15 protein-coding genes are annotated in these 19,682 nt (G+C 74.0%); 6 read left to right on the plus strand and 9 right to left on the minus strand.

Features of this window, described 5'->3' with window-relative positions; genetic code table 11:
• Window positions 1-124 precede the first annotated feature (124 nt).
• The 4 genes from OG618_RS17560 to OG618_RS17575 all read right to left on the minus strand — a co-directional run bounded on the left by OG618_RS17560 (window position 125) and on the right by OG618_RS17575 (window position 7,563).
• A complete protein-coding gene (locus OG618_RS17560; protein ID WP_329488420.1) occupies window positions 125-2,017 on the minus strand; it encodes a threonine/serine ThrE exporter family protein in 1,893 nt (630 codons plus the stop codon).
• Between the two features lie 178 nt (window positions 2,018-2,195).
• Window positions 2,196-2,849 carry a DedA family protein gene (locus OG618_RS17565; RefSeq protein ID WP_329488421.1) on the minus strand — a complete coding sequence of 218 codons (654 nt, stop codon included), beginning with the start codon at window positions 2,847-2,849 and terminating at the stop codon, window positions 2,196-2,198.
• Window positions 2,850-3,000: 151 nt separating this feature from the next.
• Window positions 3,001-5,358 carry a hypothetical protein gene (locus tag OG618_RS17570; protein ID WP_329488423.1) on the minus strand — a complete coding sequence of 786 codons (2,358 nt, stop codon included), beginning with the start codon at window positions 5,356-5,358 and terminating at the stop codon, window positions 3,001-3,003.
• Between the two features lie 240 nt (window positions 5,359-5,598).
• Complete coding sequence (locus OG618_RS17575) at window positions 5,599-7,563, minus strand: ATP-binding protein (RefSeq protein WP_329488424.1); 1,965 nt, start codon at window positions 7,561-7,563, stop codon at window positions 5,599-5,601.
• Between the two features lie 428 nt (window positions 7,564-7,991).
• Here OG618_RS17575 and OG618_RS17580 point away from each other — a divergent pair, with 428 nt between their 5' ends.
• A complete protein-coding gene (locus tag OG618_RS17580) occupies window positions 7,992-8,312 on the plus strand; it encodes a hypothetical protein (RefSeq protein WP_329488425.1) in 321 nt (106 codons plus the stop codon).
• A 151-nt stretch (window positions 8,313-8,463) separates the two neighbouring features.
• On the opposite strand, the gene OG618_RS17585 is transcribed toward OG618_RS17580, so the two are convergent.
• Complete coding sequence (locus tag OG618_RS17585) at window positions 8,464-9,636, minus strand: TetR/AcrR family transcriptional regulator (RefSeq protein WP_329488426.1); 1,173 nt, start codon at window positions 9,634-9,636, stop codon at window positions 8,464-8,466.
• A gap of 320 nt (window positions 9,637-9,956) precedes the next feature.
• Here OG618_RS17585 and OG618_RS17590 point away from each other — a divergent pair, with 320 nt between their 5' ends.
• Window positions 9,957-11,114: an acyl-CoA dehydrogenase family protein gene (locus OG618_RS17590; RefSeq protein WP_329488427.1), complete on the plus strand. Its 1,158-nt coding sequence runs from the start codon at window positions 9,957-9,959 to the stop codon at window positions 11,112-11,114.
• Between the two features lie 306 nt (window positions 11,115-11,420).
• Here the strand turns inward: OG618_RS17590 and OG618_RS17595 are convergent, their stop codons facing one another.
• Window positions 11,421-11,699 carry a hypothetical protein gene (locus OG618_RS17595; RefSeq protein WP_329488428.1) on the minus strand — a complete coding sequence of 93 codons (279 nt, stop codon included), beginning with the start codon at window positions 11,697-11,699 and terminating at the stop codon, window positions 11,421-11,423.
• A gap of 169 nt (window positions 11,700-11,868) precedes the next feature.
• Between OG618_RS17595 and OG618_RS17600 the strand changes: the two genes are divergently transcribed.
• On the plus strand, window positions 11,869-12,186 hold the full coding sequence (locus OG618_RS17600) for a cupin (RefSeq protein ID WP_329488429.1): 318 nt from the start codon (window positions 11,869-11,871) through the stop codon (window positions 12,184-12,186).
• Window positions 12,187-12,249: 63 nt separating this feature from the next.
• Here OG618_RS17600 and OG618_RS17605 read toward each other — a convergent pair whose 3' ends face one another.
• Entirely contained in the window at window positions 12,250-12,840 is a 591-nt protein-coding gene (locus OG618_RS17605; protein ID WP_329488430.1) for a TetR/AcrR family transcriptional regulator, read from the minus strand.
• A gap of 122 nt (window positions 12,841-12,962) precedes the next feature.
• Between OG618_RS17605 and OG618_RS17610 the strand changes: the two genes are divergently transcribed.
• On the plus strand, window positions 12,963-14,561 hold the full coding sequence (locus tag OG618_RS17610; protein WP_329488431.1) for an MFS transporter: 1,599 nt from the start codon (window positions 12,963-12,965) through the stop codon (window positions 14,559-14,561).
• A 407-nt stretch (window positions 14,562-14,968) separates the two neighbouring features.
• Here the strand turns inward: OG618_RS17610 and OG618_RS17615 are convergent, their stop codons facing one another.
• Window positions 14,969-15,661 (minus strand): response regulator transcription factor, encoded by a 693-nt coding sequence (locus tag OG618_RS17615; protein WP_329488433.1) that lies wholly within the window; start codon window positions 15,659-15,661, stop codon window positions 14,969-14,971.
• Window positions 15,658-16,494 carry a sensor histidine kinase gene (locus OG618_RS17620; RefSeq protein ID WP_329488434.1) on the minus strand — a complete coding sequence of 279 codons (837 nt, stop codon included), beginning with the start codon at window positions 16,492-16,494 and terminating at the stop codon, window positions 15,658-15,660. Before OG618_RS17620 ends, OG618_RS17615 begins: the two co-directional genes overlap by 4 nt.
• 139 nt (window positions 16,495-16,633) lie before the next feature.
• Between OG618_RS17620 and OG618_RS17625 the strand changes: the two genes are divergently transcribed.
• Together OG618_RS17625 and OG618_RS17630 are read left to right on the plus strand one after the other, a co-directional pair.
• Window positions 16,634-17,344, plus strand: coding sequence for an ABC transporter ATP-binding protein (locus OG618_RS17625; protein WP_329488435.1), 711 nt, complete (start codon window positions 16,634-16,636; stop codon window positions 17,342-17,344).
• The gene (locus OG618_RS17630) at window positions 17,341-19,650 is read left to right on the plus strand and encodes an ABC transporter permease (RefSeq protein ID WP_329488437.1); all 2,310 of its coding nucleotides are present in this window, start codon (window positions 17,341-17,343) and stop codon (window positions 19,648-19,650) included. The genes OG618_RS17625 and OG618_RS17630 overlap by 4 nt, the downstream gene beginning before the upstream one ends.
• Window positions 19,651-19,682: the final 32 nt, after the last annotated feature.

Genomic DNA, 19,682 nt, shown 5'->3' on the forward strand with positions numbered 1-19,682 from the left:
TACGTCCTGCCACGACATGACCCGGGGGCCAACACCGGCCCAACGAGCCCACCACCCGCACCGACGCGGCGCCGGGGGCCGGGGCCCGGGGCCCGGAGGCCGGGGTGCGCGTCGGTGCGGGCGGTCAGAAGCCGCGCGTGCGCTTGGCCGCCCGGCGGGGGGCGGCGAGGTACGGTTCCGGCCGCTCGGCGCCGGCCGGGAGCTTCATGAAGAGCCGGGCGATCTCACCCCCGAGGTTCACCCCGATCGCCAGCGCCAGGGCGATCGCGGCGGCCCGGGTGATCTGCACCAGACCGGCGCTGGCGTGGCCCTGGGTGAACGAGAGCATCCCGAGGTAGAGCGCCGAACCGGGCATCAGCGGGCCGATCGCGGCGGTCACGTAGGGCAGCGCCGAGCCGTTGCGGTAACGGGCCATCAGCTGGCCGAAGAGACCGACCAGGCCCGCCGCCACTCCGGTGGCGGCGATCGGAGAGACCCCGGCGTTGTAGACCAGCACGCCGTAGCTGGCCCAGCCGATGCCGCTGTTCAGGGTGACCAGCGCGAGCGAGCGGCGGTCGGTCTGCAGCAGCATCGCGAAGGCCAGCGTGAGCACCAGGGCGGCGATCATCTGGACCGGTGGGTAGTTCGCCCCGGCCAGGCTCTCGTCCGGTTTGAGCTGGGGGTCGAAGCCGACCCCCAGGTAGAGGATCAGCATCACGCCGATGACGATGCCCGACACCAGGTAGATCACTTCGAGCAGCCGGGCGGCGGCGGTGATGTAGAAACCGGTCAGGCCGTCCTGGACGGCGGCCACCAGGGCGCGGCCGGGCAGCAGGGCGAACAGCCCGCCGGTGATCACCACCGAACCGCGCAGGCCCAAGGTGTTGAACGAGAGGATGATGCCGGAGGCCGCGGCCGGCATCGCGGCCAGCACGAACTGGTAGAACTCCGGCAGCCCGCGCCGGGCGATCAGTGAGGCCAGCCGGTCGCCGAGGACGGCCGCGATGAACGCGCTGGCGAACACCAGCCAGGCCTTGTCGTCGATCCGGCCGCCGACCAGGAAGGTCGCCGCGCCGGCCAGCAGTCCGGTGTTCAGCGCGAGCAGCCAGGTCGGGTACGGGTGCCGGTTGCGGCGGATCAGCGCGAGGCGGCGGTACGCGTCGTTGACCGAGACCGTCTCGGCGGTGATGTCGGCGACCAGCTCGTACACCGCGTTCAGCCGGGTGTAGTCCGAGGTGCGGCGGCGCACCACCCGGTCCGCGGTGACCGGCGGTTCGACCAGCGAGGGCTGGTGCGAGATCCCGATCAGGGTGAAGGTGACCTGCGGCTCGCAGTGGTCCAGCCGGTAGGCGTGGGCGATGCCGAGCATGGCCGCCTCGACGTCCTCGGCGGCCTCGCCGCTGGCGAGCAGCAGTTCGCCGATGCGCAGGGTCAGGTCGAGGATGCGCGGGACGCTCCGGCCCGCGGAGGGGTGCAGCTCACGGGGGGTCCGCTCGAAGGCCGGGCGCTCGGACATCGGGGTGCGCAGCAGGGTGCGCATCCGGTCCGGCCAGGGCGCCTCGCCGGGCGCGCCCGCCGTCAGGGTGGGGATGGCGATGCCGTCGGGCGGGGTGTAGCCGGCGGCCCGCCACTCCTCGGGGGTGAGGGTGTCCTCGGCGACCGAGCGCCGACGGCTGCCGGGCACGGTGTCGGTGTCCAGCCCCCCGGCGGCCGCGGCGGCCGCGGCGGCACCAGCGACGACGCCCTCGGCGACGACCGCGCCCGCCGCACCGACCGCGCCCGCCGCACCGACCGGCCCCGGCTGGGGCCCCACCTCCAAGAGCTCCGCCTCCGCGAGCTCCGGCTCCGAGGGCTCGGCGGCCGGCTCCGGGTTCAGCAGGCCCTTGGTCTCCCGGACCGGCGTGACCAGCGGGATCACGGTGGCGGGTTCGACGGTCGGGGCGGGGTGGCCGAGCAGGCCCTCGGTGGGTGGGGCCTCGGAGGGGTGGAACGGACGCGGCTCCGACCCCGGGCCTGTCTGTCGCGCCTGACGGGCCACCCTGCCGCCCCTGGCCCGCTTGCCTCCGCCCGGTCGGCCCCGCTTAGGCACTTCCGCTCCTTGCCGCCCCTGATGGCGCCGGGTCGGCCCGGCGCCGTTCGATCACGGGTTACACCTTGCCTGATCGAACTGCCGGACGCACATGTACGTCGCGGCGGGCGGCCGCCCGCGCGGGTGCCTACCCGGCGCGGTGGCGGGCGGGGACGGACCGGCCGGACCGGCGGGCCCGCAGCAGTTCGACCGCCACCGGCACCACCGAGACCAGCACGATGCCGACCAGGATCGCCTCGATGTGCTCCCGGACGAAGGGGATCTGGCCGAGGAAGTAGCCGAGCACCGTGACGCCGACGCCCCAGAGCACACCGCCGATGACGTTGTAGACGACGAACGTGCGGTAGTTCATCCTGCTCACCCCGGCGACGATCGGGGTGAAGGTCCGCACGATCGGCACGAAGCGGGCCAGCACGATCGCTCTGGGGCCGTGCCGGTCGAAGAAGGCGGCCGCCTTCTCCACGTTCTCCTGCTTGAACACCCGGGAGTCGGGCCGCCGGAAGAGGCCCGGTCCGACCTTGCGGCCGAAGAGGTAGCCGACCTGGTCCCCGGCCACGGCCGCGGCCACGATCAGCACGCACATCAGCCAGAGCGGCAGGTGCAGGTAGGTGCCGTCGGCGATCAGCAGGCCGGTGGTGAAGAGCAGGGAGTCGCCGGGCAGGAAGAAGCCGATCAGCAGACCGGACTCGGCGAAGACGATGGCGAGGATGCCGAGCGGCCCGAAGGTGGAGATCAGGGTGGTCGGATCGAGCCAGGACGGGCCGAGGGCGAGGCTGGTCACGGGGCAGGCACTCCTGGAGGTCGAGTCTTGGCAATGAAACAGTAAAGCATTTGCCAAGAACCTCTTGATCCGGGAGTCCCTGCCCCGTGCCGGGGGCACTACTCGGGGCCGCTACTCGGGGTCGAAACTCGGGCCGGCTACCAGCGGCCCGCTACAGCCCGTAGCGCTCGATGATCTCCTCGTGCCGGGCGGTGTCCGTGCCCGCCGCCCGGGCCAGGTCGAGCCAGGCCGGCGGGTGCGGCCAGGCCGCGGTGAGTCGGCGCAGCAGCGCGTCGGCGTCGGCGGCCCGCTCGGTGGGCGGCACCCCGACGGCGGCGTAGATCCCGGGCAGGACCTCGTCCTCGTCGGTCGGGTCGGTGACGCTGTACTGCTCCCCGCTGTAGGCCCAGACCGCGTACCCGGCCTGTCCGAGCTCCTCGCGCAGCCGGGCCCAGGCCTCGTCGCCGGGCCAGCCGCCGTCGATCCAGTAGGTGGTGTAGCCGGCCGGGTCGAGCAGCGTCAGCAGTCCGAACACCGGGCGGTGGCGGCGCCGCTCCTCCTCCGGGGCATCCTCGCCGGGCGGCTCCTCCAGCAGGGCCGGGGCGAAGACCACCACGTCGCCGTGGTTGAGCGTGAGGTCGTCACCGAGCACCGGCAGGATGCGGGCGGTGGCCGGGCCGGTGCGGACGGCCGGGAGGTCCGCGGTCGCGCCGTTGGTCCGGGTGGCCCGGACGGTGACGATGTGCCACTCCTCGTCGACCGGGCCCTCGGCCTCGTCGAACTCCATGCCTATCAGCGCGCCGGTCGAGCGGACCGTCGCCCAGTCCCGGTTGACGGTGGCCGCGGTGATCAGGTGCCAGAGGTCGGGCTCCTGGACGGTGCGGTGCCGCTGCTCGTCCGGAGTGCCCTCGGCGGGCAGCGCGTGCTCCAGCAGTTCCTGGTAGTACCGCTGCGCGGCCGCGTGGTCGCCCAGCTCGGTGGCCGCGGCGGCGGCCAGCCGGCGGGTGTTGATCCGGTCCGGGTGCAGGGCCAGGATCGCCTCGCACTGCTCCACCACGTCGGCCCAGCGGCTCTCGGCGGCGGCCCAGCGCGCCCGGATCCAGTGGCCGCCGGACGGGTTGGTCCCGGTGATCCGGTCGGCGAGCCGACGGATGCCCTCGTCGTCCCCGGCCTCGATCAGGGCGCTGCCGAGCATCGCGGTCAGGCCCTCGCTCGCCGGGTCGGCGTCCAGCCGGTCCCAGAGCAGGTCCGCGGCGGCCCGGGAGTGGCCGAGGCCGCCCAGCACCGCGGCCAGGTCGAGCGCCAGCCCGGTGGCGCCGGCCGGCTCGCCCCGGTACTCGTCCAGGGCGGCGGCGAGCAGGTCGGCGCCGGCCTCGTAGGGCACCTGCGCCTCCCCGAGGTACTCGGACAGCTCGTCCGCCGGGACGGGCAGCTCCGGCACGGGCAGCGTCTCGGCGTCCGCGCGCAGCCGGGCGACCTGCTCGGCGACGCCGTCGGTGCGGCGCAGCCGGGACAGCTTCCGTTCGCCGAAGGCCGCCAGGGTGAGCGCGATCGTCCGGGCGCCGCGTGCGACGGCCAGCCGGCCGGCGGCCAGCAGCAGGTCGACGCAGGGGCGGTGCGAACCGGTGCCGTCCAGGTACCCGACCCAGCCGGCCAGCGCGGCGCCGAGCTCGGCGTCGTTCTCGCGGGCGCCGGCGGCGACCAGCAGCTCGACCGTCGCCGTCCAGGCGGCCCGGATGTCGGCATGGCGCTCGGCGTCCGCCAGGCTCGGCAGCAGGGCCAGTGCCTCGTCGGTGCGGCCGAGCGAGGCGAGCGCGCGGGCGCGCAGCACGGCGCCCCAGCGCCGGTCGCTCTCGTCGATCTCACGGCCCCGGCCGCGCTCGGCCTGCTCGGCGGTGTCGAGCAGGGCCAGTACGTCCTCGTGCCGGCCGAGCAGGTGCAGGGTGCCGGCCCGGGAGTGGTGGAAGTGCAGCGAGAGCCGCTGGCCGGCCGACTGCATCCGGGCGGCGGCGGTGTCGAGGTGGCTGAGCGCCTCGGCCGGCCGGCCGTCGTCCTCCAGGGCGTCCGAGTACTCCCGGGAGAGGCAGTCGAAGCAGGCCCGGGCGGGCTCGATCCGCTCCAGCGTCTCGCTCAGCACGGCGAGCCGCTCGGGCACGTAGCCGGGACCGTCGACCCGGGCGTGGCAGATCGCGAAGTCCTGCACCACGCAGACGGACTGCGGGCAGCCCGCCGTCTCCTCGCGGTGCGCGAACTCCAGCAGGTCGACCGCCTCGGGCAGCGCCTGCTCGCCCTGGTGGCGCTTGTTCAGCAGGTTCTGCATCCGCCAGTGCCGCAGGTAGACCTCGACCCAGGGCAGGCCGAGCGCCCGGGCGGCGGCGACCGCCTCCGGGTAGACGGCGTCGAGCTGGTCGTTGCGCCCCTCGTTGGCGTGGCCGGGGAGTTCGTAGATGGCGTCGGCCAGCCGCCGGTGGCCGGCCTCGGCCAGCTGCTGGTGGGTGTCGTGCACCCAGGCCCAGATGTCGGTGCTCATACTGCTTGCGTCTCCCCCTGCGGGTGGTGCGCTGTGCTGGTGGACAGTGTGCTGACCACCTCTGACAATCCGTCCGACGGTCCCGGACGGGCGGGTCCCGGACGAACAGGTTCCGGCCGGCCCGGACCCGAACGGGCGGGTCCCGGACGGCCGGGACCTGGACGGGCGGGACCTGGACGGGCGGCGCGGGGCATGGCCCCCGGGCGGGCGCCGGGGACGGGCGCCGGGGACGGGCGCCGTTCAGGCCCGGTCGCGAAGGCCCCCCGGGTCACCGGGGCCGCCCGGTTCCCCGAGCTCGCCGGGGCTGTCCGGCACCGTGCCCAGCCCGGCTGGCACGGCGGCGGTCAGCGCGGAGACCGCCGTCCCGATGCCCGCCAGCGCGCCGCCCAGGTCGCCACCGCCCGAGCCCGAGCCGGCGGCCCCGGCGGACCCGGCCGAGGCCGCCGCCATGATCACCTTGAGCGAGCGGAGCAGCCCCGCCGCGGTCGCGCTGCCGGTGTGCCCGCCGCGGTAGGCGGTGAGCAGGTCCTGGACGGCCGGGCAGGCCAGGTTGAGGTAGAGCCGGGCCTTCACCTCGCCGCCGGACCGCGCGGTGAAGGCCCGGGCCAGACGCAGTGCGGCGGACGGGATCCGGGCGTCCGCCTGGTCGTCCTCGATCCGCGCCTTCAGCTCGGCCTCGCGGTCCGGGACGAGGACGAGCGGCAGGCCCGGCGGGTCGAACCGGGCCGGGACGAGTTGCTCGCCGGGGTCGGCCAGGGCGCCGGTCAGCCAGGCGGTCTCCTCGGCCGGCAGCGGCCGCTCCGGGTCGCGGAACAGCTCACGGTTCCCGTTCTCACTGCCGAGTTCGACGATCCGGCAGTCGCGCAGTGCGGCGTAGCGGCGCAGGAAGGGCAGCACCGCGTAGCGGTCGCCGCGCGCGATCGGCACCTGCATCGCCCGGTACAGCATCTCCTCGAAGCCGCCGCCGCTGCCGAGCGCGACGTGCACCGCGCCGCCGCCGGCGGCCCGCAGCGCACCGGCCGTCAGGTCGCCCTGCGAGGTGGGCACCGGGACGTCGTCGGCGAGCAGGGTGAAGAGCCGGTCGTCGCAGAGCGCGGCGCCGAGCAGGTCCTGGCCGTGCCGGGCGAGGATGCGGCGCCAGACGGCGGGGCGCAGCCGGGCGGTCTCGTAGAGGCCCTCCACCACGGCGTCGGTGAGGGCCTGCTGGAGCGCCCGGTAGTGCTCGTCGCGCTGGAGGTCCTCGCGGCTGGCGGTGGGGGTGAGCCGGCTGGACTCGACCACACCGCCGATGAACCCGGCCCAGCTGGGCAGCAGGTCGCGGGCGTCCTCGGCGAGCAGCATGCCGCGCAGGTAGACGGCGAGGTCGCGGTTGTCGCTGCTGCCGTAGGTGCCGCCGTCCTGGACCCAGAGCAGGCCGACCGCGTCGCTGCCGCCTTCGACGGGCCGCACGGGGAAGGCGGTGAGCGGTTCGAAGCGGCGGCCGAAGGCGCCGGCGAACCTCATCCGGGCCGCGTACGGGTCGCCGTCGACCGCCTGGCGCCAGGGCACCGGGACGGCGTTGACGGGTTGTTCGTCGTCGCCGACGTAGACCGGGATCGGCAGCAGGACGCAGTACCGGCCGAGCACCTCGCGCAACGCGTTCTCGTCGGCGAGGTGGGCGTGCTCGGTCTTCAGCGCGAGCTCGACCAGGGTGCCGGGGGCCGGCCGGGCGGGCACCCGCTCGACGCTGTACTGCTCGCCGCCGAAGCTGCGGTAGCGGTGGCCGAGCAGCGGCTCGCGGTGCGAGGTGGTGGTGACGGTGACCTCGTCGGCCACCGAGAAGGCGGAGAGGAAGCCGAGCCCGAAGGCGCCGATGAGCTCCTGGTTGCCGGTGAGTTCGCGCAGCATCCGGGTGTAGCCGGTGCCGACGGTGGCCAGGTAGGCGTGGATCTCCGGCTCGGTGAGGCCCGCGCCGGTGTCCTCGATGCCGACGGTGCGCCGGACGGCGTCGGCGCGTACCCGGATCAGCGGGCGGTGGCCGCCGTCCGGGTCCTCCAGGAGCCGCCGGGTGTGCGAGTCGTGGGCGTTCTGGACGAGTTCGCGCAGGGCCACCAGCGGGGTGGAGTAGAGGTGGGTGGCGAGGACGTTCACCAGTCCGCCGAGATCGACCTCGGTCGTACGCAGATCCTCGGTGGGCACGGGGTCGGGCGGGAGACCATCAGACATGGGTCCTCAGTGTGCCAGTGCGACTATCCGGCGACCATTTCTTTCTGAGGCCGGCCCGAAATCGGTTCGGGATCGACCGGCGCTCGGCCCGGGTCGACCGGGACTCGGGCTGACACTGGCCTGGCACCGGGCTGACACCGGAGGACCGGTCAACCTGGTATTGACAGTGCGGTCCCGTCGAAGCCGCCGTCCGGTGGACCCAATCCACCCTCCTTCGAGGGAACTTGACGCTCTCCGCGTGACCGCGCGCGGCTCCTCCCGGCCCTCCCGGTTCGTCGTCTTCATGACACCATCGGGCGAATTGCCACCCATTCGGTGGAGTTCGCCCAGGTGCTGGTGAATGCTGGTCGTGCGACGTCAGGAACCGGCGCTGCGGGGCGGCCACCCCGGAACGCGCCACTTTTTCGCACTCTCTCAGGGAGATCAGCGTGTCCCGTATCCGCGCAGCCGCCGCCGTCACCGCCCTCGGGGCCTTCCTCCTGGTCGGTCTCGGGTCCGCCACGGCGTACGCCGACAACGGCGCCGGTGCCAACGACCACTCCAACAGCAGCGTCGTGAACAACAACGGCTCCGGCAACGTGATCGGCAACGTGACCGGCAACCTGGTCAGCACCCAGCAGACGGCCACCGGCTCCGGCGCCGGCAACCAGAACAACGGCCTCGCGGTCGCCGGCAACGCCGGCAACGTCGGCGCCCTCCAGGGCAACGGCAACCTCGCCGCCGACGTGCACCCGCACATCTTCTTCTAGTCCCGGCCCTCCTCGCCGCCGCTTCCGCTCCGGCGGCGGCGAGACCCGGACCGAGCACCAGTGCGCTCGCGGCCCGACCGGATCCACCGGGTCGCGACGCCGGGCCGGGTGCCTGCCCCCACCATCCTCGGGGGCGGGCACCCGGCCGTCGCTATGCGGGCCCGGGGAGGCCCAGGACGGCTCGGCCGAGCCGCCGCAGGCAGTCCCCGAGGTCCGGCCGTTCACAGTACGGGCGGTTCCGCACCCCGTCGTTGACCAGGGCGAACAGGGCGTGCACCCGGATCCTGGCCTGGGCCGCGTCGTACTCGGGGCGGACCTGGCAGAGCAGTTCGACCCAGGTCCGCAGGAAGTCCCGGCGGAAGTCCACCGCGGCCCGCCGGTCCGACGCGGCCAGCCGCTCGGTCTCGCTCAGCATCGCGCCCAGGTAGTCGTTGTTGCGCCGGGCGAAGCCCACGTAGGCGGCCAGCGCGGCCTCCAGGGCCGGCCCGGGCCCGTCGGCGACGGCGATCGCGCCCTCGACCTCGTGCCAGAGCCGTTCCCGGCTGCGCACCAGTGAGGCGGCCAGCAGCTGGGCCTTGCTCTCGAAGTGCCGGTACACGCTGGGCCCCGAAATGCCGACCGCGGCGCCGAGTTGGTCGGTGCTGACGTTGTCGAACCCGCGCCGGTGGAACAACCGCACCGCCACCGCGAGCAGTTCCTCCCGGCGGGACTGCGCCCGGGCCACCGGCGCGGCCGCCGGGCAGTAGTCCCGCGGGTCGGGCGAGGTGTCGCCCAGCGGCACCGCCAGGATCGCCGCCACCAGCTCGCGCAGCAGCCGCTCGGCCCGGCGCGGTTGCGGCACGGCCGACTGGTAGGAGAGGCCGGCTCCGGCGGAGAGCGCCGACCAGCAGAGCAACTCGGCGTCGGCAAGGCCGAGTTCCGGGCGCTCCGCCCGGAGCACGCCGGCCATCAGCGCGACGTCCGCGCGCAGCTCGCGGCGCAGTCCGGCCCGTCGGACCGGCGGCAGCAGCCGGGCGTCCCGCTGCACCAGCGTGCCGAGCGGCCGGTGCCCGACCGCGACGGCGGCCAGCGCGGCGCCGACGTCAGCCGTGGTCGATGCCGCGCGCAGTCCGCCGGACAGCTCGTCCAGCCCCAACCGGAGAGTGCGGTCCAGTAGTTCGGGCTTGCCCCGGAAGTGTCGGTAGAGGGCCGGCGCGGTGATGCCGACCCCGGCGGCGACCTCCGTCATGGAGACCTGGTGGTAACCGCTGCGGTGGAAGCGCTCGGCGGCCACGGCGAGGATCTGCGCCTGCCGGGATCGCGCGGGCGGCCGTCGTACCACCATGACGTCGCTCCTCGCCCTCGCCAGCCCGTATGTCGGGCACCTCGCCCGGATGCCGGTCCACGAGGTCTGCGGCACCGCGGCCCCGCGCCGCGGTCGGAGCGGACTACGGGCGCCACCCGCCGACCGTAGGCTAGCAAGGATTCACTTGTGGGGGGCCGGAGCCGGTCACAGCGGGCTCGGTCACGGTACGGACACCGCCGCGCCGACCCTGGACAAGTCGAAGCTACCCGGGATTAACTTGTGGGGCGATCAGCTGTCCACCGGCCCGCAGCCGCCCGTGCCGGCCCGCACCGCCTGGCACCACCGAAGGGAGCGCCGTCGTGCGCCGCACCGTGTTCACCGAGGACCACGAGGCCTTCCGGGAGACCATCCGGGACTTCATCGCCAACGAGGTCGTGCCCGTCTACGAGGGCTGGGAGGCCGAGGGCCACCCGCCGCGCGACTTCTACCGCCAGCTCGGCGCGCTCGGCGTCTTCGGCATCGAGGTCCCCGAGGAGTACGGCGGCGCGGGCGAGAGCGGCTTCAAGTACCAGGCCGTGGTGGCCGAGGAGACCGCCCGGGCGGGCGTCAGCTTCGGCTCCTCGGGCGTGCACACCGGCCTGGTGCTGCCGTACCTGCTGGAGTACGCCGACGAGGAGCAGAAGCAGCGCTGGCTGCCCGGTTTCGTCTCCGGCGACATCATGACCGCCATCGCGATGACCGAGCCGGGCGCCGGCTCCGACCTCGCGGGCATCACCACCACGGCCCGGCTCTCCGAGGACGGCACCCACTACGTCCTCAACGGCGCCAAGACCTTCATCACCGGCGGCGTGCTCGCCGACCTCGTCCTGGTGATCTGCCGGACCGCGCCGTACGACCCGGAGAACCGCCGGGCCGGCCTCTCCATCCTCTGCGTGGACACGGCCTCCGCGGGCTACACCGTGGGCCGCAAGCTGCAGAAGATCGGTCTGCGCACCTCCGACACCGCCGAGCTGGCCTTCAGCGACGTCAAGGTGCCGGTGGAGAACCTGCTCGGCGAGGAGGGCAAGGCCTTCTCCTACCTGACCCACAACCTGGTCCAGGAGCGGCTGGCGATCGCGGTCGGCGCCTACGCGGCCTCCGCGGCGGCGGTGCGGTTCGCGGTCCAGTACGTCAAGGACCGCAAGGTGTTCGGCAAGGCGGTGGCCGAGTTCCAGAACACCAAGTTCACGCTGGCCGACTGCGAGGCCCAGGTGGTCGCCCAGCAGTCGATGGTCGACCGCGCGCTGGAGCTCTACCAGAGCGGCGAGCTGACGGTCGCGGACGCGGCGGCGACCAAGCTGTTCTGCACCGAGTCGGCCTCCGGCGTGATCGACAAGTGCCTCCAGCTGCACGGTGGTTACGGCTACATCCTGGAGTACCCGATCGCCCGCCTCTACACCGACAACCGGGTGTTCCGGATCTACGGCGGCACCAGCGAGGTCATGCGCAGCATCGTCGCGAAGTCGCTCGGCCTGTAGCGAGGACCCTGCGTCGGGACCTCTGCGGCGGGGCCCCGGCGGCAAGGCCCCGGCGGCGAGCGCCCGGCGGCGAGGACCCCCGCAACGGGAGCCGGGCCGGCCGCACCCACCGCGCCGGCACAGCCGGGAACGCCGGCGGGCCGCACCCCCATGGCGGCCCGCCGGAGCTCCCCCCGCCCCCCCGCCCGCACGGTCGCGACGGTTGCGCCGCCCGGGTGAAACCGGGCGGCGCGGCGGGACGGTGGAGAGGGCGGCGGGGCGGGCCGGCGGGCAGCGGGACGGCACGCGGACCGCGCCCGGGGCCGCTCAGTTGGGCGAGCTGTGCTCGGCGCGCCAGGCCTCCCAGCCGGCCGCCGAGGCCACCTTCGCCTCGCGCAGCGCCCGCTGCGCGACGGCCGTCGCGACCGCCGTCGGCGGGGTCTCCAACCGCCTGATCCACGTACGCCCGGCCGTGGCCAGCGCCGCGCACACCATGGCCGCACCGGCCGCGCCGAGCACCGCGCCGATGCCCGTGAGAACCGCTCCGCCGGCCAGCAGCGAACGGTTGACCTGGAAGCCACTGAGGAAACTGTCATTGGTCGCCATGCGTCCACCATGGGCGCAGTCGGCGATCCCCGCACGCCGAGCTGCTCCGGGGTGCGGGAGCCGGGCCCGTCCGCGACGCTGGCCCCAGGGCCGCCGCGAACGGCCCGGCAGTCGGGCCCGGCGACGGACCCGGCGACGGACCCGGCAGGCAGGCCCAGGAGGACACCCGATGGTCGATCTCGAACAGCTCGCCGTGGAGCACGCGGCCAAGGCCACCGAGAGCCCGCACGGGCGAAGCGCCCACCTCGTGGTGCACGACGGCGTGCTGCGGCAGACCGTGATCGCGCTGACCGCCGGGACGTCGCTGGACGAGCACAACGCCCCCGCCGCCGCCAGCATCCAGGTGCTGCGCGGCCGGGTCTCGCTCACCGTCGCCGGGCATCTGCAGGAGCTGTCGGCGGGCCAGCTGCACCCGATCCCGCAGGACCGGCACGGGCTGCTGGCCCACGTCGACTCGGTGGTGCTGCTGACGGCGGTCACGGCGTAGCCGCCCCCGCCGGGCGGCGCGGCCCACGGCGGCCCACGGCGGCCCACGGCGGCCCACGGCGGCCTACGGCGCGGCCGCGCCCAGCACGGTGGGGGCGACCAGCTGGAGGCCGCGCAGGAAGTCCCGCCCGGTCGGCGCCATCTCGGGCGCGGCCAGCCACTGGGCGGCCAGGCCGACCAGCAGCGCCTGGTAGAACATCCCGCGGGCCAGTTCGTCCTCGGTGTCCGGCACCTCGGCGAGGCCCTGGAACAGGGCCGCGAGCCCGAGCCGCCCGCCCTTCTGCGCCGCGGTGAGCGCCGCCGCCAGCTCGGGTGCCCGGTCGGTCTGCACCATCGCCTCGAACTGCGCCGCCCAGAGGCCGCGGTGCTCGACGAAGGTCTCCTTCACCCCGTCCCAGACCGCGACGAACCGTTCCTCCGGCCCGTCCGCGAGTTCGTTCGCGCGCGCCACCACGGCGCCCAGTGCGACGCCCCACTCCCCCGTCGCCTCGATCAGCGCCGCGTTGAGCAGCGCCTCCTTCGAGCCGAAGTGGTAGCCGATCGCCGCCAGGCTGACGCCGGAGGCGGTGGCGACGTCCCGGGCGGTGGTGCGCCCGTAGCCCTTCTCGTACAGACAGCGCTTGGCGCCGGCCAGCAGGTCCTCACGATTTCCCATGGCCCGATGCTACGGCCTGTCTGGACAGATGTCTTGCACGTGCGTCTCACACGGTGGCCTGAGACAAATGATTTAGACACTTGTACTAGACAAGCGTCTGACACGCCCGTACCGTCTTCCCCATGACCGCAACCACCGGCCGCGCAGGCCGTCGCGAATGGATCGGCCTGGCCGTCCTCCTGCTCCCCACGCTCGTCCTGACCATGGACATGGGCGTGCTCTTCTTCGCCGTCCCGTACATCTCCACCACGCTGGCGCCGAGCGGCACCCAGCAGCTGTGGATCATGGACATGTACTCGTTCCTGCTGGCCGGGCTGCTGATCACGATGGGCTCGCTGGGCGACCGGATCGGCCGGCGCCGGCTGCTGATGATCGGCGCCGCCGGTTTCATCGGGGCCTCGGCCCTGGCCGCCTACGCCGACGGCGCGGGCCAGCTGATCGCCGCCCGCGCCGTGCTGGGCGCCGCCGGGGCGACCGTGATGCCCTCGACCCTCGCGCTGATCCGGAACATGTTCCACGACCCCAAGGAGCGGCAGATCGCCCTCGGCGCCTGGGGCGGCGTCCTCACCACCGGGGCCACGCTCGGCCCGGTCGTCGGCGGGTTCCTGCTGGCCCACTTCTGGTGGGGTTCGGTCTTCCTGGTCGCCGTCCCGGTGATGGCCCTGCTGCTGGTCGTGGCCCCCTTCCTGCTGCCCGAGTACCGCTCCCCGCAGCAGGGCGGCTTCGACCTGCTCGGCGCCGGCCTCTCGCTGGCCTCGATCCTGCCGCTGGTCTACGGCGTCAAGACCCTCGCGGTGGACGGCTGGAGCCCGCTCGCCGCCGCGGCCGTCCCGGTCGGGCTGGTCTTCGCCGCCCTCTTCGTCCTCCGCCAGCGCACCGCCGCCGCCCCGCTGCTCGACCTGAGCCTGTTCAGGATCCGCGCCTTCACCGGGGCGATCAGCGTCAACATGGTCGCGATGTTCGCGATGATGGGCTTCACCCTCTTCACCTCGCAGTACCTGCAGCTGGTCAAGGGCATGAGCCCGCTGACGGCCTCGCTCTGGTCGCTCGTCCCCAGCGTGGGCGTCGGTGCGGCGGTCGGGCTGGGCGCGGCGCTCGCCGGGAAGGTCCGGCCGGCGGTGCTGATGGCCGGCGGCTTCCTGATCGGCGCGGCCGGCTTCGCGATGATGACCCAGGTCGGCGCCGACTCGCCGCTCGCCCTCATCCTCACCGCGGCGGGGGTCCTGGCCGCCGGCACCGTCGGCACCATGACGCTCACCGCCGAGATGGTCGTCTCCGCCGCACCGATCGAGCGGGCCGGTACCGCCTCCGCCACCTCCGAGACGGCGGTCGAGCTCGGCAGCTCGCTCGGCATCGCCCTGCTCGGTGCGGCCGGCGCCGCGGTCTACCGGTCTCGGCTGGACGGCGCCCTCCCCGTCGGGATCGACGGCGAGGCCGCCCGCACCGCCCAGGACACCCTCGGTGGCGCGGTCACCGTCGCCGCCCAGCTGCCCGGCCGCCTCGGCACCGAGCTGCTCGACACCGCGCGGACCGCCTTCACCGACGGCCTGCACGTGGCCGCCCTGGTCGGCCTGGTCTTCGCGGTCGGCGCCGCCCTCCTCGCCTACCGCCTGATGTCCCACCTCCCCGCCCGGCCGGCCACGGACGACACCGAGAGCGTCGAGGGTGCCGGGGGTGCCGAGGGCACCGACCGGAAGGCCGCCGAGCCCGCCACCGTCTGAGCGAAGAAGCCGATCGGAGCAACCCGCCCCCGCGCGTCATCAAGAGCCCCCGCCCACCCGGGCGGGGGCTCTCGCCCGTCCGCCCGGTGGTCTTGTTCCTGAGAACCGACATTCACTCATCCGGCCGAAGATCAATGCCAGGTGCCGGGGGTTGGCGTGGCGTGCCGTGGAGGATGCGCCTGCGCCCCGGCGACGCAGCCCGATCCGCGGGGTCTCGTGCGCCCCAGGCGGCCCAGCTGTGCTCGCTGTCCGAATCGCGGCGCTGCCGAAACTGCCGAACATGTACTGCCGCATCCCGGGTTCCGGTCCAGCACCGCGGTCCAGCCGACCGGCCGGCCACCGCGGTGTGACGGGGCCGGGCGGAGGCGCGGCTGCCCGAAGGTCGTCCGCGTCGCGGCGGCGGCCTCTCAGCCGCCCGGCGCGACGAGCCCCGTCTCGTAGGCGAGGACGACGGCTTGGGCTCGATCGCGCAAAGTCAGTTTGGCGAAGATCCGGGCCACATGGGTCTTCACCGTCGCCTCGCTGAGCGTCAGTTCCTTGGCGAGTTCGGCGTTGGAGAGGCCCCGGCCCATGAGGGTCAGCACCTCGCGCTCGCGCGGCGTCAGGGCGGCCAGGTTCCGGTGGACGGCCGGGGTCGCGGAGGACGCACCGGCGGCCGGGGCGGCGGAGGAGAAGCGCTCCACCAGGCGGCGGGTGATCGAGGGTGCGAGCAGGGCGTCACCGGTGTTGACCAGGTGGACTGCGGCGGCCAGGTGCGCGGGGGTGACGTCCTTGAGCAGGAATCCGCTGGCTCCGGCGGCGAGGGCGGCGTAGACGTAGTGGTCGAGGTCGAAGGTGGTCAGCATGATGACCCGGCAGTGCGGGGACTGCGCGAGGATGCGGCGGGCGGCTTCCAGGCCGTCCATAACGGGCATGCGGATGTCCATCAGGACGACGTCGGGTTGCAGCCTGAGCGCGGTGGCCACGGCCTCGGCCCCGTCTCCGGCCTCGCCCACCACGTCGAGGCCGCGCGCGGTCAGTATCAGTCGGAAGCCGGTACGGACCAGTTCCTGGTCGTCGGCGATCACGACGCGGGGCGCGGGGTCGGTGTGCGTCGTCACGGCCGCTCCAGTGGGATCCGGGCCCGGACGCGGTAGCCGCCGCCGAGGCGGCGTCGGGCGTCGAGGTCGCCGCCGTAGACGGCGACCCGCTCCCGCAGGCCGAGCAGCCCGCGGCCCGTTCCGGCGGCCTTGGCCGGGGCCGGCGCCGTCGTGGGCCGGCCGCCCGACAGGACGCTCGGCCCGCTGTTCAACACCTCGACCCGCAGGTGGGTGTCCGCGTATCGCACCGTCACCTCGGCTTTGGCTCCGTCCCCGTGTTTGAGGGCATTGGTCAGGGCCTCCTGAATGATCCGATAGGCGGTGACGTCGATGCCGGTCGGCAGCGGGCGCGGCTCGCCCGAGACGCGCATCTCGACGGGCAGGCCGGCGAAGGCGATCCGGTCGATCAGCGGGCTGAGCCGGCTCAGGCTCGGCTGCGGTGACAGGTCGACGTCGTAGGGCTCCTCCTCGCCGTTCTGCGGGGGTGCGAGCAGGCCGAGCAGGTGCCGCAGCTCGGTCATGGTGTTGCGGCCGGCGGTCTCGACGGCGCTCATCGCCGCCGCGGCCTCCTCGGGCATCGTGGCCAGGACCTCGCGGGCGGCCCCGGCCTGGACCACCATGAGGCTCACGTTGTGGCTGACGATGTCGTGGAGTTCGGCGGCGATCCTGGCCCGCTCGGCGTCGACCGCCGTCCGCGCCGCGCTCTCGCGCTCCCGCTCCAGCAGCCAGCCGCGCTCCTCGATGGCGGCTCGGTGCCGCCGCCGCGCCCGTGCCGCCGCCACGCCGAGCCACCCGGCGGCGCCGACTGCCGCCACCAGGGCGATGCCCAGCCAGATCGTCCAGGATTCCCACACGTGATCATCTTCGCAGCCGCACGCCCCCGCGCACTCCTCCCCGGGACGCAGTCTCCCTACATCCCCGGGATGACCTCCCCGGAGGGATACATCCGGTGGGTGACGCCCCGTCCAGCGGCGTCGCCATAGGTTTCGAGCCATGACGACTGATCATGGAAATGACCGGCCCGTGGTGGTGCGGCTCGACGGCGTGCACAAGGAGTTCGGCGACGCGAAGGCCCTGGACGGCCTGTCGCTGGAGATCAGGGCGGGGGACGCGGTGGCCGTGATGGGCCCCTCCGGCTGCGGGAAGTCCACCCTGCTCAACATGGTGGCCGGGCTGGACCGGCCGACCTCCGGCACGGTCGAGGTGCAGGGCCACGACCTCGGGAAGCTGAACGAGACCGGTCTGGCGCTGTTCCGGCGGCGCAACGTCGGCATGATCTTCCAGTTCTTCAACCTCATCGACGATCTGCCCGTGCTGGACAACGTGGCGCTGGCCGCGCAGCTCACCGGCACCCCGGCCCGGCAGGCCCGCCGCCGCGCCCTGGAGCTCCTCGACGAACTCGGTGTCGCCGAACGCCGGAACAACTATCCGGCGACCCTGAGCGGCGGCGAGCGGCAGCGGGTGGCCGTGGCGAGGGCCCTGATGAACCGGCCCGCGCTGCTGCTCGCCGACGAACCGACCGGCGCCCTCGACAGCCGGTCGGGCGAGCAGGTGATGGACCTGCTGATCGACCTGAACCAGATCGGCCAGACCCTGTTGATCGTCACCCACGACCCGCAGCTGGCCACCCGCTGTGCCAGCCGGTTGATCGAAGTGGCCGACGGCCGGGTCGGTCGCGAGAGCGTGCTGGAGGCGAGCGCGTGAGCGCCGTGTGGAGGGCCTCGCGCGCGGCCGTGAAGCGCCGCCGGCTCCAGACCTTCGTCATCGGGCTCGTCGTGTTTTGCTCGACCACGACCGTCCTGCTCGCGCTGGCCCTGCTCGGCGTCGCGTCGAGCCCCTTCGACAAGGCCTTCGCCGAGCAGCGCGGCGCCCATACGGTGGCGACCTTCGACACCACGAAGGCATCGCCGGAGCAGCTGGCGCGGACCGCCCGGCAACCCGGGGTGGAGGCCGCGGCCGGGCCCTTCGGGCAGGCCGTCGTCGACATTCCCAAGGACTGGCTGTGGATGGCCGGCGGCACCCTCACGGTGGTCGGCCGGGCCGATCCGGCGGGACCGGTGGACCGGATCGAGCTGCTGGAGGGCCACTGGGCCACCGCGCCCGGGGAGATCGTCGTCAACTGGTCCGTCCAGGGTTCCCCCGGAACGAAGCTGCTGGGCACCAGGCTGGAGACGCCCGGGGGGCCGACGCTGACCGTCGTCGGCTTCGCCACCAGCATGAGCAGGTCGGCGAGCGCCTGGGTCACCCCCGAGCAGCTGGCCGAACTGCACCCGTCCGCGGCCCAGATGCTCTACCGCTTCACGGAGTCCTCGACGCAGGCCCGGCTGGGCGCCGGGCTGGCCGCGGCCACCGCAGGGCTGCCCGCGGAGTCGGTGACCGGCGCGCAGACCTGGCTCGACCTCAAGCAGGCCTTCTCGGCACTGGTCGACTCCTACCTCCCCTTCATGACGCTCTTCGGCATCCTCGGCCTGCTGGTCTCCACCCTGATCGTCGGCAACGTGGTCAGCGGCGCGGTCGTCTCCGGGTACCGGCACATCGGGGTACTCAAGGCCCTGGGCTTCACCCCGAACCAGGTCGTCGCCGTCTACCTGGCGATGCTCTCGGTGCCGGCCGTGGCGGGCTGCGTGCTGGGCACGCTGGCCGGCAACGCCCTGGCCGGGCCGATCCTGAAGGTCGCCTTCACCGGCATCGACGTGGGCCGGGCCTCGGTCGGCGGCGTCAGCCCCTGGGTCTCGGTGGCCTGCCTCCTGGGCATGCCCGCCCTCGTCCTGCTGACCGCGCTGGTCCCCGCCCTGCGGGCCCACCGGCTGCCCGCCGCGCAGGCGATCAGCGCGGGCGCCGCGCCGAAGACCGGGCGCGGGCTGCGCGTCCAGCGGATCCTCGGCGCCACCAGGCTGCCCCGTCCGGTCAGCCTGGGGCTGGGCCAGCCGTTCGCCCGCCCCGCCCGCACGCTGCTGACCCTGGCGGCCATCGTCCTCGGGGTCACCACGGTGACCCTGTCGACCGGACTGACCAGCACCCTGGTGGCCTTCGGCAACGTCGGGAAGGAGGACGGCGGCGCCCGGATCCAGGTGCAGACCGGGGGACCGGGCAACGGCCGGACCGCCCCCCTGCCCGACGACCGGCAGATCGAGGAACGGCTGCGCTCCCTCCCGGGCGCGGACGGGGTGCGGGCCCGCGCGCTGGCCCAGGCGGGCATGACCGGGCAGAGCCAGCCCGTCTTCGCCGACTTCTACCGCGGGGACGACTCCTCGTACGCCCACGTGATCGTCAGGGGCCGTGCGCCGGTGGCGGCGGGCGAGGCCGTGGCCGGGCCGTCGTTCCTGACCCAGCGCGGGTTGAAGGTCGGTGACCGGGTCATGCTGGAGCTGAACGGCAGGCAGGTCCAGGTGACCATCGTGGGTCAGCTCATCGAGGGCAACGCCCGGGCGCTGGAGGCCTCGTGGCAGACCCTCGCCCGACTCGCACCGGAGGCCCGCGCCACCGAGTACACGGTACGGCTCGCCCCCGGGGCCGACGCGCGCGCCTACGCCGAGGCGGTCCAGGCGATCGACCCGGGACTGAGCGCCTCGGTGCTGGACGCGGGCAACGCCGGCACCGCCACCGTCATCACCATCTCGACGGTGTTCACCGTGCTGCTGACCCTCGTCGCCTCGCTCGGTGTCTTCAACACCGTCCTCCTGAACACCCGCGAGCGGCGCCGCGACCTGGGCATGCTCAAGTCGATCGGAATGACCCCCCGGCAGGTGGTGGCGATGACGGTGACCTCCGTCGCCGGGCTGGGCGCGGTCGGCGGGCTAGTCGGAATCCCGCTAGGAATCGCGGCGCACCGCCTCGTGGTGGACCACGTCGGGGTGGTCGACTTCCCCGAGTACATGAAGGACGTCTGGCACGCGCCGCAGCTGGCCGCGATGCTTCTGGCGGGCGTGGCGATCGCCGTCCTCGGCGCCCTCGTCCCGGCCCGCACGGCGGCCCGGACGACCATCGCCTCGGTGCTGCACACCGAGTAGACGGGTGACGTCACGGGGCCGACGTCACGGGG

The sequence above is a fragment of the Kitasatospora sp. NBC_01246 genome (genome assembly GCF_036226505.1).
Classification (GTDB): Bacteria; Actinomycetota; Actinomycetes; order Streptomycetales; family Streptomycetaceae; genus Kitasatospora.